This window comes from Rossellomorea sp. LJF3, assembly GCF_037046045.1.
Classification (GTDB): Bacteria; Bacillota; Bacilli; order Bacillales; family Bacillaceae_B; genus Rossellomorea.
The window spans coordinates 64,201-79,566 of record NZ_JBANLY010000005.1; the positions used below are offsets into that span (position 1 = coordinate 64,201).

A 15,366-nucleotide genomic window follows, 5' to 3' on the forward strand; every position below is an offset into this window, starting at 1 on the left:
CAAAAAAAGAAGCGAGGGAGCCCCCGCTTCTTTTCTTTATAGAATGATCGCTGCGATCCAACCGAACAGGATCAATGGAATATTATAGTGTAAAAAGGTAGGGACACATGTATCCCAAATATGGTTATGCTGTCCATCGGCATTCAGTCCTGCGGTCGGTCCAAGCGTACTGTCTGATGCCGGCGATCCGGCGTCACCAAGGGCACCTGCTGTACCGACAATTGCAATCGTTGCGAGAGGGCTGAATCCGAGCTCCATGGCAAGTGGGACGAAGATGGCCGTAATGATAGGAATGGTGGCAAATGAAGAACCGATCCCCATTGTCACCAGTAGCCCGACGACAAGCATGATGAGGGCAGCCAGAGCCTGGTTGCCGCCAATGGCATCGGCTGTCGCCTTAACCAATGTTTCTACATCTCCTGTTTCCGTTACCACTGCTGCAAATCCGGATGCCGTGATCATGACAAAGCCGATAAAGGCCATCATTTTCATTCCATCATTCAGCAATCCGTCTGCTTCTTTCCATTTAACCGAGCCTGAAAGATACAGGACGGCAATACCTGCCAGTGCCCCAAAGATCATGGATTCCAACTGAAGCTGAACGTATAAGGCCACTACGATGGAAATGAGAGCGAAAACCATCGCTCTTTTATTGTAAACAACCTTTTCATCGGCAACGACTTCTTCCGCTTCATTGTAATCCCTCGGTTTGCGATAACTCACAAACACAGCAATCAGTAACCCGATCACCATTCCTCCTACAGGGAGAAGCATGGCTTTCGGAATATCGCCCATGTTGATTTCCATTCCACTTGATGCCATGTTCTGAGCGATGATTTCATGGAATTGCAATCCGAAACCTACCGGTAATAGAATATACGGAGCCGTCAATCCAAACGTGATCACCGAGGCGATCAATCGTCTATCGATCCGCAACTCCGTCATCACCTTCAATAATGGCGGGATGAGAATCGGGATAAACGCGATGTGAATCGGAATCACATTTTGAGAAAAACAAGCCATGATTAAAATAGAAATAACAATAAGTGCTTTCGAAAGGGCTGTCTTTCTTGAATCCCCTTTTTTCCCAACGACCTTCAATACCCAGTCAACGAGCAGATTCGGAATTCCCGTATAGGAAATCGCCACTGCAAATCCACCCAGCAGGGCATAACTTAACGCGATGCTCGCCCCACCGCTAATTCCCTCTGTAAAGACGGATATCGTCTCGTCCAATCCCAGTCCGCCCGTCAGTCCCCCGACCAGCGCACCAGTAATCAGAGCGAATACAACATTCACCCGGGCAAGGCTCAATACGAGCATGACAAGAACCGCTATCACAACTGCGTTCATAACTGCTTCCTCCTTAAAATCTTGATGTATCGTTTTGTTGCTTTAGTTCGCTAAATTGGTAGAGTAATAAAATCACGATTTCAACTTTAACAAGATAAAGAGAGTTTGTCAATACTTTAGCAGGGTGAAAGATGGAGTGGGAATTTTTTCATAGGTTTGTAGGTGGTGGAGGCGCGTGGAGGAGGGTACGGCAAGGGTTGCGGCGGGGGTTCCATTATATGTTAATTGGCTGGATTTTTCATATTTTTGGCTGGTTTCGGTTCCAATTCGGCCGGATTTTTCGTCATATCGGCTGGATTTGGACCGAAAACGGCCGGATTTTTCATATTTTCGGCTGGATTCCTTCCCTCCGACGGCGAGATCCACTCGCCTTACGACCCCAATCCCCATCCAACAAGTGATGAGATACGTGTAGACAGGCCACGGTCCTGGTAATTGCGTCGATTTTCAATTTATTGCGTCATTTCAAGAGGAATTGCGTCATTTTTTCTTTATTTGCGTCATTTACCAATTATACCCAAACCTCATTTCTCACGCCGAATCACATCTCACCAAATCCTCCATAAAAAAAGAGCCTTCTTCCAGCGCCCACAATCTCCGGCACTGAAACAAGACTCTTCCGTCGTGCAAATGACTTTATTTCTCTAATGGCACAAAACGTTCGACCAGTAAGGCAAGGGTTCTTGCCATGACGCCGGTAGCACCTGATGGACCGAGATCATGGCTTCCTTTTGTTGTAGCCGTCCCGGCGATATCGAGGTGTACCCAAGGCAGGCCTTCAGCGAATTCACCGACGAACGCTCCACCCATGATGGCATGACCGGCGCGTCCAGGTGAGTTGTTCAAATCGGCAATATCACTTCCACGCACCCGCTTTTTATCATTTTCCGTATAAGGAAGGCGCCAGATAAATTCACCTGATTCCCCTGAAGCTTCCAGTACCTGCTCGAAGAATGCTTCATGATTTGTGAGGGCACCGGTTTTATCCTCACCGAGAGCCACGATGACTCCACCGGTCAAGGTTGCAACATCCACTAAATAGTTGGCTCCTTGATGCCTTGCATAGGTCATACCGTCAGCAAGCGCGAGACGCCCCTCTGCGTCCGTATTCAACACTTCGATAGTCTTACCGCTCATGGAGGTAATCACATCGTCAGGCTTGAATGCTGAGCCGCTCACCATATTGTCCGTGGACGGGATGACGGCAACGACATTTTGTTCCGGTTTGATTTCACCGATGATTTCCATGGCCCCCAGAACAGCAGCTGCCCCACCCATATCGGTTTTCATACCGACGATTCCATCTTTGGGCTTTAGGGAGTAGCCGCCTGTGTCAAACGTGATCCCTTTTCCGACTAAACCGATGACATCCTTCCAGTCCTCTTTGCCGTTGTACTTAAGGACGATCATCTTAGGAGGTTCAACGGATCCCTGGTTCACGGCAAGAAGTGCGCCCATTCCAAGGTGCTCCATTTCTTCCTTGTCGAGGATTTCCACCTCAAAGCTGTATCTTTCAGCTAATTCCAGAGCGTACTCTGCCAATTTTGTCGAAGTTAATAGATTACCAGGTGTATTCACCAGTGTACGGGCTGAGTTTACTCCATTCCCAAAGGCAGAACCAATGTGTAAAGCCGTCTCGACTTCTTTCGAATCTCCTTTTGTAAAAAATTCGATGGCTTCTACGTGTACTTCCGGTTCATTTGATTTCTTCTTATATCCGTGGAATTCATATGTAGACATCGTAAAGGCTTCCATGAAGGCATGGGCCACATCCGTTGCCATCATCTCCTCAGAAACAAATGTGTCGAGTGCGACTGAAAATGAGGACACTTTCATATTTTTTAAGGATTTGGACGCAGAGCCCAATGATTCTTTTAATAGATCAAATGTCAGCTCTTTTTGTTTTCCAAGTCCTATGAATACGATTCTTTTCGCTTCAAGTTTTCCAAACGTATGTATCTTGGATACTTTCTTGTGCTTGGAAGAAATGTCCCCATCCTTCACAAGCTGTGTAAGATAGCCTTCAAACTTATGATCGAGCTCTTTCAGCTCTCCTTCGAATGTTGGCTGATTGTAAATACCCACGATCAGGCATTCTCCATTTGCATTGGTTACTTCATTTTGATTGATTGAAAATTTCATGTTCACAGACACCTCCACTCTCTATTATAGCGAAGATGTCCAATTATTTCGACTTTCTAACAATCTGCTTTTCAAAGTTATACGAGGGGTGGATGGGGTATGGTATAATGAGAACATTATTTTTATTCAAACAATTGAAAGGGTGGCATTTCAGAGCATGGAAGTACTGTATAATTTTCCATTATGGGCGTCTTTATTTTCGATCTTTTTTGCTCAGTTTGTAAAGGTTCCCATACAGTTTATCGCGACGAGGGAATGGAATTGGTCGTTGATCACCTCAACAGGGGGGATGCCGAGTTCCCATTCAGCAGCCGTGACGGCATTATCTACAGGGGTCGCCCTTGAGGTGGGACTCTCTTCCCCTATCTTCGCTGTATCTGCCATGTTTGCCATCATTACGATGTTTGATGCAACGGGTGTCAGAAGGCAGGCAGGAGAGCAGGCGATCGTCCTCAATCGATTGATGGTCGATTTCCAGAGGTTCATGTCTGAAGCTAAAGGCTGGCAGAACAAACCTGAACAAGAGAAGCGCAAGGAGCTGAAGGAATTACTGGGTCATAAACCCATTGAAGTATTCTTCGGTGGACTTTCAGGAATCATCCTGACACTTCTGCTTCATTATTTATTCATCGTCTAGGAGTGTGATCATGAAAATCGTATCCATTTGCCCCAGTAATACAGAAATCATCGATTACCTTGGATTGACACCTCTTCTTGCAGGCGTTGATGATTACTCCGATTATCCGGTGGAGGTAAAGTCCCTTCCGCAGCTTGGACCGGATCTATCGATAAATATGGATAAGCTGGAGTCATTGAAGCCGGATCTCGTGTTTTCATCCTTAAGCGTCCCAGGTATGGAGAAAAATATCGAAGAACTTGAAAAGAGGAATATCCCACACATCACCTTGAACCCCCAAAGCTTCTCTGACATTGCGGATGATCTCCTGACGGTGGGGAAAGCATGTGACATCGAAGAGCATGCCATAAAACGCCGCCAGGAATTCATGGGTACGGTCGAACGCTTAAAGACGATCGGGGAAAAGGTTTCACATCCTCCGTCCCTTTATTGGGAATGGTGGCCGAAACCCGTCTTCACCCCGGGAAGGATCAATTGGCTGAGCGAGTTAAGCACAATGGTCGGTGCACGAAACCTTTTTGATGATGTGGACCTGGCAAGTGTTCAAACCGATTGGGAGGACGTATTGAAGCGCAATCCGGATTATATCTGCCTGGCATGGGTCGGCGTCAGGCAAAGCAGAGTCAAGCCTGAACTCGTAAAGAACCGCCCTGATTGGAATACACTCGACGCTGTACAGGAAGACCGAATTTTCGTCCTGGAAGAAGCACTCTATTGCAGGCCATCCCCCCTTCTGTTAAAAGGGGCCGTGAAACTTGCCCGGTTGCTTCATCCCGATTTATATCATGAAACGTAAAAGAACATGCCTGCTCACTTATAAGAGAGCAGGCATGTTCTTTTTTCTTATTCCTAAAGATTCCTCATTACATCAGTTCTTATGAACCGACGCCTCATAAATCGAATCAACAGCCTTCTTCAACGCAGCATCAAACTCTTCATCGGTTTGATCGGCTCTCAGGTCGGCAGCCAATGCCCGGGAAAAGCTTGCAATCACCCCGTCATTTTCCCTCAGCTTCTTATTCGCTTCATCGCGGGAGTAGCCTCCTGAAAGTGCGACCACCCGCACGACACGTGGATGCTCAACCAATTTCTTATACGCATTCGCTTTCGTCGGGATCGAGAGCTTCAGCATGACGTTTTCATCTTCAGATAGTTCATTCAAATGCTTCAGGATTTCATCGCATAGAATGTCTTCAGATTTTTGCTTTTGTTCACTATGGATATTGACTTCAGGTTCAATGATCGGAACCAAACCGGCAGCGATGATGCGTTTTCCAATGTCGAACTGCTGATCGACTACTTCTTTGATGCCGCCCGTGTTCGGTTCGTGGATGACTGAACGCATTTTCGTGCCGAAAATCTTCCGTTCAGTGGCACGGCGAAGGGTATCATCCAAGTCGGGGATCGGTTTCATGAGCTGGACACCATTTTCCTCTTCCGCCAGTCCTTTGTCCACTTTCAGGAAAGGGACGATGCCTTTGTCTGCAAGGTAGTCCGCTGTATATTTGCCTTCGATTTCCCGGTCCATCGTTTGTTCAAAAAGAATGACCCCGAGGATCCTCTCGTGACTGAAGGATGGGGAAGTGATGATCCTCGTCCGCATTTCATGGACCTTATCAAACATTTCGTCTTCATTGGAATAAGAATCTTCAAGCACTCCGTACCCTGCCAATGCCTTCGGTGTACTGCCGCCGCTTTGATCAAGGGCCGCGATGAATCCTTCTCCATTCTTCATTTTGTCGAATTGACTTTTGTTCATATCTTCCACTCCTTTTGGTTTCGAATCTCACTTTCTTTTTTCCCCTATTTACACTGTTGTTAAACTGATTGCACCTTTGTTCTCCTCTGGGTCAAAGGCCTTCACATAAATAAAGCACGCAGTTCGACTGCGTGCCCGTCTCTATTCTTTTTCAGGTGATAAAATCTGCTGCCTGAAAACCTGCATGGATTCGTTCTCATTAAGATCGGTCAAGTCCTGTTCAGATAACTCACCTGTACCCATCTGGACCACATAGACTTCCAGTGTTTGTTTGCCCCATTCATTATAAACGTCGTCCACCGTTTCATAATAGAGGTCCAATTTATTTCCTTTGATCGCACTCCCTGTATCAGCTACGACTCCATACCCATAGTGAGGGATAAACAGGATGGTTCCGATTGGATAGACGGAAATATCCGCTGCTATCGTAGAATACAGATCGCGCTTCACTTTCACTCCTGAATATGTAATGCCGTAGAGGGGATGACCCGGGTCCTTCCCCGTCGATTCAACGCCGGCCGTATAGCCCGTCGCTACAACCTTATGTTTCGTATATTGATTCCAATCGATGGATTCTTCCAATGTGGCAGGCTTGGCAGATGCACTGGCTGACACTTTCGTCTCATAGCCTGCAAACCTTTTAAAAAACTTGAAAGACAAATGCAGTGGATTTGTCTTATGCTCTTTGTCTTGGAGACTCATCTGATCACTGTCACCCTTGTCCATCATCCAGGTTTTAAAGGTTTGCGCCTCTACCCCCGACACCGATTGAAAGGTCGTACCGAGTGCAAGTATAAATAAACTGATCATAACGAATCTCTTCGTCCAAATTTTAAACAGATTCATGTATTCACTCCTCCCACCCTACATACTTCCCATTGGGGAGGAGATATATGCATAAATTGATAAAAAAATCGAATAGTTGTAATATTTGGAAATTATTTTAGTTTTCCTTTTATGGAAAAACTCCTTTAAAACCAGGCTATTCTATACTTCAACTAGTATGTTCTATTTCCTAAAATATTTTCTTAGAGAATTAATATTTATGAGCAAGTGCATGGATACAGAGACCGTTCCTTTCCGCTGCAGGCACTTGCTTTCCGGCCGGGAGGAAGTCGAGCACCTGGAGCGGAAATCAACCAGGCACTTGCTTTTGATAAGATATCAAACTATAGTCATTAAAAATAAAAAATCCGTTCAACCTTGGGACTTAGGTTCCCGGTTAAACGGATGTGGTTAGAACATTCGATATCCTTTTGCTCTTAGGATCCTCATTACGATGCCTGACAGGATGGCACCTGCGAGGCCGCTTCCGAGAATCACGAGATCGGCTACAGCCAAGTGGCTGAGTCTGGTCCCAAGTTCTGAAAAAGACTCACCTGCATTTCGGAAATAATCTATAAAACGAACTTCGTCCACGATAAAAATAACGACAATCGGATAAATGATAGCCATGATCCATGTCATGCGCAATAACATATTTAACAAAAATCCTATTCCGAAAAATAGAACAAAAAATAGAAGCATCGATATAATCATTACATGTATAGGCATTTTAGCAATTACACCTCCATAACACTAATGAATAGTGTACCCCGAGTGAAATGTAAGCGTCAATATTTTCAGGGTAAGATTTGTCACTTATTCACAAAATAAACTTATTTATCATCCAGACATAAAAAAAGCAGACCCAACACCGGTTTCCATACTCCACAAGGGAAGTATCCACCTTCGTTAGGTCTGCTTTCATCCTCTATCCTTCAGTGGTTATTTCTGTTTCCCGCTGCCTCCGCAGCACGGACACGTTTCAGAACCACCCAATACTAACTGAAAGTATCCTTTTCCTGAACAATAAAGACAGTATTTCGTTTTAGCATTCGCAGTAGCTCTCATTTTTCCCTCTCCCTTTTCTTTAATTTCTTAATTTTCTGATAATATATCATCTATTAGAAATAAAGAAAAGGGACATTATAGGGGATGTACCTTTAAGAAAGCGAATACATTTATGTTTTTCTTTCATTATCTCTTTTTTTCTTAAAATTTACAGAATTTTATAAAAATAAATGATATTCTGTGTAGGCGAACTGGTCACCCGGATTGATGCCTTCGATCATATTCAACTTCTGCATGGAGCCCATTCGTTTGATCATCTCATGCACCATCACGGATGTCTTCTCATCTGCCATTAGTTCCTGAGGCGATTTCCACTGGACATCCCACAACTCAGCTTCTTCTTTTTCAATAGAAGAAATTCCCTCATTCTCCAACAGAAAGATCATCATATTGTCGCTGATGTCGTTCTGGATGACCCCCGACCTTATACCAATGATCCCTTTGATGGTTGTATGTAACCCCGTTTCTTCCTTCACTTCTCTTTTGACCGCTTCATCGACGGTTTCCCCAGCGTTGACAAATCCCGCAGGCAGGGACCACATCCCTTTCAATCCGCTGTATTTCTTTTTGACCACGAGCCATTTACCATCCTCATCCATGACGAGACCTGCAACGGCCAGCCACACCTTACCCCTTTTCATTGTAAGCACCTCCGTCTACATTCCTTCATAATAAAAAGCAGAGTGGAATCCACTCTGCTTTCATTCAATCCTTTAAGGCTTAAAAGAACTTGAATTTACCTTTTTTGAACACTAGTGATGGTCCACCAACCATGTAAAGGGCACGGTTGTCGACAACCTTCTTCATGAAGGAAGCTTTAGTACCAGTGATTTTCTTGCCGTAGACGACACCGATTGCATCATCTTCACCAAGTGAACATACGGTACCTTTGATGTCCGGAGTGAATAATTCCAGATCTTCTTTACCGTGCAGTAAAGCAGCGATGTTACGGGCACATACTTCACCTTGCTGCATAGCGATCTGTGCAGTCGGTGGATATGGACGATCCGTTTCTTCATTAATCATCAGTGAACAGTCACCGATGATGAAGATATTGTCATGTCCAGGTGCGCGAAGATCACGGTTGATTTTCACGCGGGCACGCATGTTTTCGATTCCAGCTCTTTCGATGATGGAATTACCGCGAACACCTGCAGCCCAAACAATCGTACCAGCTTTGATTTCCTCGACTTCATCTTCACCTTTAGCGATAAGTACGCTGTCTGCCTTTGCTTCTTTCAGTGGAGTTCCGATATGGAATTCCACGCCTTTTTTCTCAAGCTTGGCACGTGCGTATTTCACAAGCTCCGGATCGAATCCAGGAAGGATCATCGGTGCAGCTTCCACACATACGATGCGCACTTTCTTACGGTCGATATCATATTCATGGCATAGCTCAGGAACACGGTTACCAAGTTCTCCAAGGAATTCGATACCAGTGAACCCTGCTCCACCAACAACGATGGTCAAGCGTTCATCGTTTAATTCCCCTTCGTTCTTATACGTAGCAAATTGCAATTCAATGTGCTCACGGATTTGACGGGCAGAGTTGATGTTTGAAATCATGAAGGCATGCTCGTGAAGACCTGGAATTCCGAATGTCTCGGATTCTGCACCAAGAGCAACTACCAGGTAATCGAATTCTACTTCACCTTCACCCGTGATGACTTTCTTCTCTTCCACTTTGATGTCTTCAACAGTCGCTTGCAGGAAGTTCACTTTGCTCGTGTTGACAACATCTTTCACGTCGTAGCGCACACGGTCGTGATGAAGCGTACCTGCGGAAGCTTCGTGTAACCAAGTGGTTTCATAGTGATAATCGTTCTTATTAATTAAAATAATTTCTGCTTCATTTGTTCCGAGTTGCTTTTGAAGACGGGTTACCGTCATTAATCCACCATAACCTGCACCTAATACAACGATTCTTGGCTTTCTCAACTGAATCACATCCACCTTTTTTGATAAATTTGCTTTGGATACTCTTAGAGTCCTCCACATTATGCGTTTTTATCCCGTTCAATCTGATGCTATTATCTTTTTCCCTATATATAGGAAGCTAAAACAAATCAAACGCGATGTTTTTTCCTTATTAAAAAGGAAACAGAGTATAAAAAATATGAGAACAAAAGTATGTGACGTATTTCACGAACTACTCCATAGTTATGCGAAAATTGTCATAAATTCTTAACAATATGTCTACATTACATAATATTCTTTTTGCCTCGCATTTTCAAGATATATATAGGAAATTGAATTCTTAAGAATATTTAGAAAAGCGGAGGCGGCTTGCTCAGGCCCGACAAGCATAAGGCGAATCAACCGGAAAGGCGTTCTTTGCCTTTTTGGTTGATTCGCCTTATGACATCGAGGGACTAGCCGCCGGAGCTGGACATATCGAAAAGCGGAGGCGGCTCGCCCAGAGGCGACAAGCATAAGACGAACCTGCCGGAAAGGCGCCCTTTGCCTTTTTGGCAGGTTTGACTTATGACCTCGAGCCTCTAGCCGCCGGAGCTGGACAATTCGAAAAGCTCTCACTTAAATGTCACTCGCATCCCCCATAAAAAGTCTGATTATTCCCACTAATAAAGCCGATTATTGTGAAGAATCGAAACCAATATGATAGAATAAATGAATATGAAATACATCTAAATGGTTGGAGGGATCAAGTTGAAGGAAGATCAAAAAGTGTATGATATTACGATCATAGGCGGCGGTCCAACAGGGCTGTTTACAGCGTTCTATGGCGGCATGAGAAAAGCATCAGTCAAGATCATCGAAAGTTTACCACAACTCGGGGGGCAGCTTGCTACTCTTTATCCTGAGAAATACATATATGACGTTGCCGGTTTTCCTAAAGTGAAGGCCCAGGATCTCGTCAATAATTTAAAAGAGCAAATGGCGAAATTCGAAACGACCATCTGTCTGGAGCAGGCCGTGGAAGGTGTAGAAAAACAGGCTGACGGTATGTTCAAGCTCACCACCGATAAAGAAGTCCATTTTTCCAGAACGATCATCATCACGGCAGGAAACGGCGCCTTCCAGCCACGCCGCCTGGAACTCGAACACGCGTCTGAATTTGAAGGAAAAAACCTTCATTACTTTGTCGATAACCTCGAGCATTTCAGAGGTAAGAAAGTGGTCATTTGCGGCGGCGGAGACTCTGCTGTTGACTGGGCGCTTATGCTTGAGCCGGTCGCGGAAAAAGTTTATCTCGTTCATAGACGTGATAAATTCAGGGCTCATGAGCACAGCGTGGAGAATTTACACAACTCCACGGTTGAATTGAAAACACCATATGTCCCATCTGAGTTGGTCGTCGATGAAGAGAAGATCAATCAGCTCGTACTGGAGGAAACAAAAGGCGATGAAAAGGAAATTATCGACCTTGATGAATTAATTGTAAATTTCGGATTTGTCTCCTCCCTCGGTCCGATCAAAGATTGGGGTCTTGAAATCGAAAAGAATTCAATCGTGGTCAATTCCAGAATGGAAACGAATATCCCCGGCATTTATGCAGCAGGTGATATCAGTACCTATGATGGTAAAGTCAAACTTATTGCAAGTGGCTTTGGCGAGGCCCCGACAGCCGTCAACAATGCCAAAGCGTATATGGATCCAAAAGCAAGGGTGCAGCCGATGCACAGTACGTCCATGTTTACAGATTAATACCATTCATAAGGCCCGGGATATCCTGGGCTTTTTTCGTTTATAAAAAATCTGCGATTCATGATCACAACTTCCTTCCAACCATTGCCCTCTATCTATCCACGCCCACTCCCTTGTTTATTTTCATCATGAATGGGTAGACCAATAGTAGGACAAAAAATTTCAGATAAAGGATGATGTGTAAAATGAATGTGTTAGTTATCGGAGCAAACGGTCATACAGGCCGCCATATAGTGAAAGAGCTTTCAAATAGCAGTCAGCACTTCGTGAGAGCCATGATCCGTAAAACAGAACAGGCGAAGGAAATGGAAGACTTGGGAGCAAGACCGATCGTTGCCGACCTTGAACAGGATTTCTCGTATGCCCTTGAAAATGTGAATGCCGTCATTTTTGCAGCCGGCAGCGGTGGGTCGACAGGAGACGATAAGACGTTAGCCATCGACCAGGAGGGTGCTAAGAAAGCAGTGGATTATGCGAAGAAGATGGGAATCGAGCGTTTTGTGATGCTCAGCTCCATGGGGGCCGATAATCCTTCAAGCGGACCGGATGAATTGCAATTCTATTTAAAAGCCAAGGGTGCTGCCGATGCCCACTTGAAAGAGAGCGGCTTAAACTATACCATCGTACGCCCTGGATCCCTTTCATTCGATGATGCAACCGGAAAGATCGAAGCAGCTACAAGCATCACGGATAAAAGCCGTGATATTTCCCGTGCAGACGTTGCGAAAGTGCTTGTGGAGTCCTTAACCATTGAAGAAACCAACCACAAAGTATTCGAAATCTTAAGTGGTGACACACCAGTGGAAGAAGCACTGAAAAAGATTCATTAAGAGCGAAAAAGGGACGGACCTCAATTTGTGAGGTCCGTCCCTTTCATGTTTAGCAATTCTCCGGCGTTCCTTTATTCGTCGCCGTCACGAATGATGACCCGCACCCGCATGACGCGATGGCGTTCGGATTATCGATCGTAAAGCCTCCGCCCATCATGGACTGCTTGTAGTCTATTTTCGTACCGTTCAAGATGGCAGCATCATTTTTTGCTACGACAAGCTTGATCCCATACTGCTCTGTCGTAGTATCTCCATCCTGTAGCTCATGTTCAAATCCCATACCGTAAGAAAGGCCGCTGCAGCCTCCCCCTTTTACCGCTACTCGTAACATGGCATCTGTTTCGTCATGTTCCTTCATCATATCTTTAATCTGAAGGGCAGCAGCTTCTGTTAGAATGACAACTTCACTCATTCATTACACCCCCAACCTTTTCATTTCTTACTACTTAGTATACTCCTTTCTATTTTACTACTCAACCGATGGGGCTTTGGTGAATGATTGGAAGGATAATTATACGAATATTCTCATTAAACACAACTTTTTACTCACCCTAAATAAAAAACACTGGTTCCCTTCACCATCATCAAGGTATAATGAGGTAAATAGTCCCGATTATGAGGTGAGATTCATGACGGTTGTGACGCCATTTTATGATAAGAAGACCCAGTGTCTGTCGTGTAAACACTCATACAGCACGACAAGGATCAGGTCCCGGTTTGTGAAGCTCATCGGGTATGACAGTGACTTTTGCCCCCTGTATGAGTCTGATGAAGTGAACCCTTTGCTCTATAACGTATCCGTCTGTCCGCAGTGCGGTTTTTCTTATACGGATGATTTCAACGCATACATACCTCCTGTCCTGAAAGCAGAGCTCGAAATGAAAATCAGTCTGCACTGGCAGCCTCAGGATTATGGAAAAGTCAGGTCATATGAAGATGCGATCAATACGTATAAATTGGCTGCCTACTGCGCTTTGATCAAGAAGGAGAAAAAAGTGACTATAGCAGGGTTATACCTTCGCACAGCCTGGCTTTATCGAAAAATGGATGATAAAGAACAGGAAAGACGCTTCATTAATCTGGCTGCCCATGAATACATCGATGCTTATTTAATAGATGGTGCATCAGGTTCTTTGATGTCCGAAACGAAGCTTCTGTATATTATCGCTGAATTACTGAGGAGGCAGGGCAAGATCGAGGAAGCGGTAGCCTATCTTTCTAAAGTCATCGGCAAGCAGCACCTCTCCACCGAACCGAAAATCATCGAAATGGCCAGGGAGCGCTGGTATGAAATCCGGGAAATGTATAAAGAAATGAAGTCTATGTGAAAAACCAGTGATCCCCCACTGGTTTTCTTTTTATTCAACAAAAAAAATAAGCCGGTCAGGGCCGGCTTTTGTTTAGAACATCGGGTTGTCTTCAAGGAATTGATAGATCTCATCCACCAGTTCTTCAGGCGTGTCGCCTGTTACGACCTCTCCGTTGACGAGAGCATAAAAGGACTGGGCGCATTTTCCGCAGTATCCCAGGCATCCGTACTCAATGACATCAAGGTTCGGATCTCTTTCTAATATCTCAAGCGCCTTTTGCGCACCGCTAGCAAGATTGCTAATACAAAATTCAATAATAGGTTTCAATTCCATCACCTCACTACTCTTTGTTATGCTACCTTTTTTTATCATTATCGTCAATGATTTGTATTCCATGTAATGGTATAACAGATTGTGAACATTTTCGCTTATTTCTGTTGTGAAAACACCTTTATTTCGATATACTTTTAATGTTAATAGGTTTATTTATGTAGAATTTACTCGAATTATGCTTCACATTGAAAATGCTTACTTTGTCAGGACCCGCTCCAGCGTGACTGTCCTTTAATCCTGTCCCGTCCATAACGGGATATAAATCATATACAAACACACTATTTCAACAATAATGTAGAGTGCAAAAAGGGGAAATTTCCATGAAACAATTAGTTCAGCTTGGCGGAGGATATGGGAACATGCGCGTCCTTCTTCGCTTGTTACCCAACCAATTACCTGAAGATGTATCGATTACCCTGATTGACAGAAATCCTTATCACTGTCTGAAGACAGAATACTATGCGCTTGCTGCCGGTACGATTTCAGATCAGCATGTACGCGTATCATTCCCGGAACATGCACGGTTATCCTATGTATACGGAGATATCTCAGGCGTGGACATGGAGAACAAACTCGTTCGTATGAAAGATCAGGATCCCGTTCCTTATGACGACCTTGTCATCGGGCTTGGGTGTGAGGATAAATATCATAATGTACCGGGTGCAGATGAACATACTTTCTCGATCCAAACGATTGAAAGATCACGTAAGACGTATCAGACCCTGTGTAATCTTCCAGCGGGTTCAATCGTCGGAATCGTCGGCGCAGGCTTAAGCGGGATTGAACTTGCCAGTGAGCTTAGGGAAAGCCGTTCTGATTTGAAAATAAAATTATTTGACCGCGGACCACGCATTCTTAATGCCTTTCCTGAACGTCTAAGTTCTTACGTTCACGGCTGGTTTGACGAAAATGGCGTAGAAATCGTGAACAATTCCAATATTACAAGAGTGGAACCAAATACACTGCATAACCACGAAGAACAGATTTTCTGTGATGCCATCGTATGGACTGCCGGAATCCAGCCGAGCAAGGTCGTTCGCGATATGGATGTGGAAAAGGATGCAAGCGGTCGCGTCATCTTGACAAAATATCATAACCTGCCACAGGATGAGAACGTGTATGTGGTCGGTGACTGCGCAAGCCTTCCTCAAGCTCCAAGTGCACAACTTGCTGAAGGACAGGCAGAACAAATCGTAACCATTTTACTGAAGCGCTGGAATAACGAAGAGCTTCCGGCAGAACTGCCAAAGATCAAGCTTAAGGGGATCCTTGGTTCACTTGGAAAGAAACATGGTTTCGGACTGGTGAACGAGCGCTCCATCACAGGACGGGTCGCCCGTTTGTTGAAATCCGGTGTGTTGTGGATGTATAAATATCATAATGGTTGATGTAAAAAGAACCGCTCGTTGGGCGGTTCTTTTTTATGCGCATGATCCCCACAAT

The 15,366-nt window shown here is 44.7% G+C and carries 17 protein-coding genes; 7 read left to right on the plus strand and 10 right to left on the minus strand.

Annotated features, from left to right (window positions below; all coding sequences use genetic code 11):
- Positions 1-36: 36 nt before the first annotated feature.
- The gene (locus tag V8G47_RS07100) at positions 37-1,353 is read right to left on the minus strand and encodes a Na+/H+ antiporter family protein (RefSeq protein WP_336199496.1); all 1,317 of its coding nucleotides are present in this window, start codon (positions 1,351-1,353) and stop codon (positions 37-39) included.
- Between the two features lie 636 nt (positions 1,354-1,989).
- The gene (locus tag V8G47_RS07105; protein WP_336199497.1) at positions 1,990-3,495 is read right to left on the minus strand and encodes a leucyl aminopeptidase; all 1,506 of its coding nucleotides are present in this window, start codon (positions 3,493-3,495) and stop codon (positions 1,990-1,992) included.
- Positions 3,496-3,652: 157 nt separating this feature from the next.
- On the opposite strand from V8G47_RS07105, the gene V8G47_RS07110 reads away from it, so the two are divergent.
- Together V8G47_RS07110 and V8G47_RS07115 are read left to right on the plus strand one after the other, a co-directional pair.
- Positions 3,653-4,132 (plus strand): divergent PAP2 family protein, encoded by a 480-nt coding sequence (locus V8G47_RS07110; protein WP_336199498.1) that lies wholly within the window; start codon positions 3,653-3,655, stop codon positions 4,130-4,132.
- Positions 4,133-4,142: 10 nt separating this feature from the next.
- Positions 4,143-4,928, plus strand: a complete 786-nt coding sequence (locus V8G47_RS07115) for an ABC transporter substrate-binding protein (RefSeq protein WP_336199499.1) — start codon at positions 4,143-4,145, stop codon at positions 4,926-4,928.
- 72 nt (positions 4,929-5,000) lie between these two features.
- Here V8G47_RS07115 and V8G47_RS07120 read toward each other — a convergent pair whose 3' ends face one another.
- Positions 5,001-5,891, minus strand: coding sequence for a fructose bisphosphate aldolase (locus V8G47_RS07120; protein WP_336199500.1), 891 nt, complete (start codon positions 5,889-5,891; stop codon positions 5,001-5,003).
- Between the two features lie 141 nt (positions 5,892-6,032).
- Positions 6,033-6,737 carry a 3D domain-containing protein gene (locus V8G47_RS07125; RefSeq protein WP_336199501.1) on the minus strand — a complete coding sequence of 235 codons (705 nt, stop codon included), beginning with the start codon at positions 6,735-6,737 and terminating at the stop codon, positions 6,033-6,035.
- A gap of 207 nt (positions 6,738-6,944) precedes the next feature.
- Between V8G47_RS07125 and V8G47_RS07130 the strand changes: the two genes are divergently transcribed.
- On the plus strand, positions 6,945-7,073 hold the full coding sequence (locus V8G47_RS07130; protein ID WP_336199502.1) for a hypothetical protein: 129 nt from the start codon (positions 6,945-6,947) through the stop codon (positions 7,071-7,073).
- Positions 7,074-7,127: 54 nt separating this feature from the next.
- On the opposite strand, the gene V8G47_RS07135 is transcribed toward V8G47_RS07130, so the two are convergent.
- The 4 genes from V8G47_RS07135 to V8G47_RS07150 all read right to left on the minus strand — a co-directional run bounded on the left by V8G47_RS07135 (position 7,128) and on the right by V8G47_RS07150 (position 9,722).
- Positions 7,128-7,445 (minus strand): YuiB family protein, encoded by a 318-nt coding sequence (locus V8G47_RS07135; protein ID WP_034763779.1) that lies wholly within the window; start codon positions 7,443-7,445, stop codon positions 7,128-7,130.
- Positions 7,446-7,658: 213 nt separating this feature from the next.
- Positions 7,659-7,784 carry a YuiA family protein gene (locus V8G47_RS07140; protein WP_159362729.1) on the minus strand — a complete coding sequence of 42 codons (126 nt, stop codon included), beginning with the start codon at positions 7,782-7,784 and terminating at the stop codon, positions 7,659-7,661.
- A 158-nt stretch (positions 7,785-7,942) separates the two neighbouring features.
- On the minus strand, positions 7,943-8,425 hold the full coding sequence (locus tag V8G47_RS07145) for an NUDIX hydrolase (RefSeq protein WP_336199503.1): 483 nt from the start codon (positions 8,423-8,425) through the stop codon (positions 7,943-7,945).
- 79 nt (positions 8,426-8,504) lie between these two features.
- Positions 8,505-9,722, minus strand: coding sequence for an NAD(P)/FAD-dependent oxidoreductase (locus tag V8G47_RS07150; protein WP_336199504.1), 1,218 nt, complete (start codon positions 9,720-9,722; stop codon positions 8,505-8,507).
- A 729-nt stretch (positions 9,723-10,451) separates the two neighbouring features.
- Here V8G47_RS07150 and V8G47_RS07155 point away from each other — a divergent pair.
- Both V8G47_RS07155 and V8G47_RS07160 read left to right on the plus strand, forming a co-directional pair.
- The gene (locus tag V8G47_RS07155; RefSeq protein ID WP_034763982.1) at positions 10,452-11,450 is read left to right on the plus strand and encodes an NAD(P)/FAD-dependent oxidoreductase; all 999 of its coding nucleotides are present in this window, start codon (positions 10,452-10,454) and stop codon (positions 11,448-11,450) included.
- Between the two features lie 185 nt (positions 11,451-11,635).
- Positions 11,636-12,280 (plus strand): SDR family oxidoreductase, encoded by a 645-nt coding sequence (locus tag V8G47_RS07160; protein WP_336199505.1) that lies wholly within the window; start codon positions 11,636-11,638, stop codon positions 12,278-12,280.
- 49 nt (positions 12,281-12,329) lie between these two features.
- Here the strand turns inward: V8G47_RS07160 and V8G47_RS07165 are convergent, their stop codons facing one another.
- Positions 12,330-12,692 (minus strand): HesB/IscA family protein, encoded by a 363-nt coding sequence (locus V8G47_RS07165; RefSeq protein WP_336199506.1) that lies wholly within the window; start codon positions 12,690-12,692, stop codon positions 12,330-12,332.
- A 217-nt stretch (positions 12,693-12,909) separates the two neighbouring features.
- Between V8G47_RS07165 and V8G47_RS07170 the strand changes: the two genes are divergently transcribed.
- Positions 12,910-13,608 carry a DUF2225 domain-containing protein gene (locus tag V8G47_RS07170; RefSeq protein WP_336199507.1) on the plus strand — a complete coding sequence of 233 codons (699 nt, stop codon included), beginning with the start codon at positions 12,910-12,912 and terminating at the stop codon, positions 13,606-13,608.
- Positions 13,609-13,680: 72 nt separating this feature from the next.
- Here V8G47_RS07170 and V8G47_RS07175 read toward each other — a convergent pair whose 3' ends face one another.
- Positions 13,681-13,923, minus strand: coding sequence for a YuzB family protein (locus V8G47_RS07175; protein ID WP_034763769.1), 243 nt, complete (start codon positions 13,921-13,923; stop codon positions 13,681-13,683).
- A 320-nt stretch (positions 13,924-14,243) separates the two neighbouring features.
- On the opposite strand from V8G47_RS07175, the gene V8G47_RS07180 reads away from it, so the two are divergent.
- On the plus strand, positions 14,244-15,311 hold the full coding sequence (locus tag V8G47_RS07180; protein ID WP_336199508.1) for an NAD(P)/FAD-dependent oxidoreductase: 1,068 nt from the start codon (positions 14,244-14,246) through the stop codon (positions 15,309-15,311).
- Positions 15,312-15,366 lie beyond the last annotated feature (55 nt).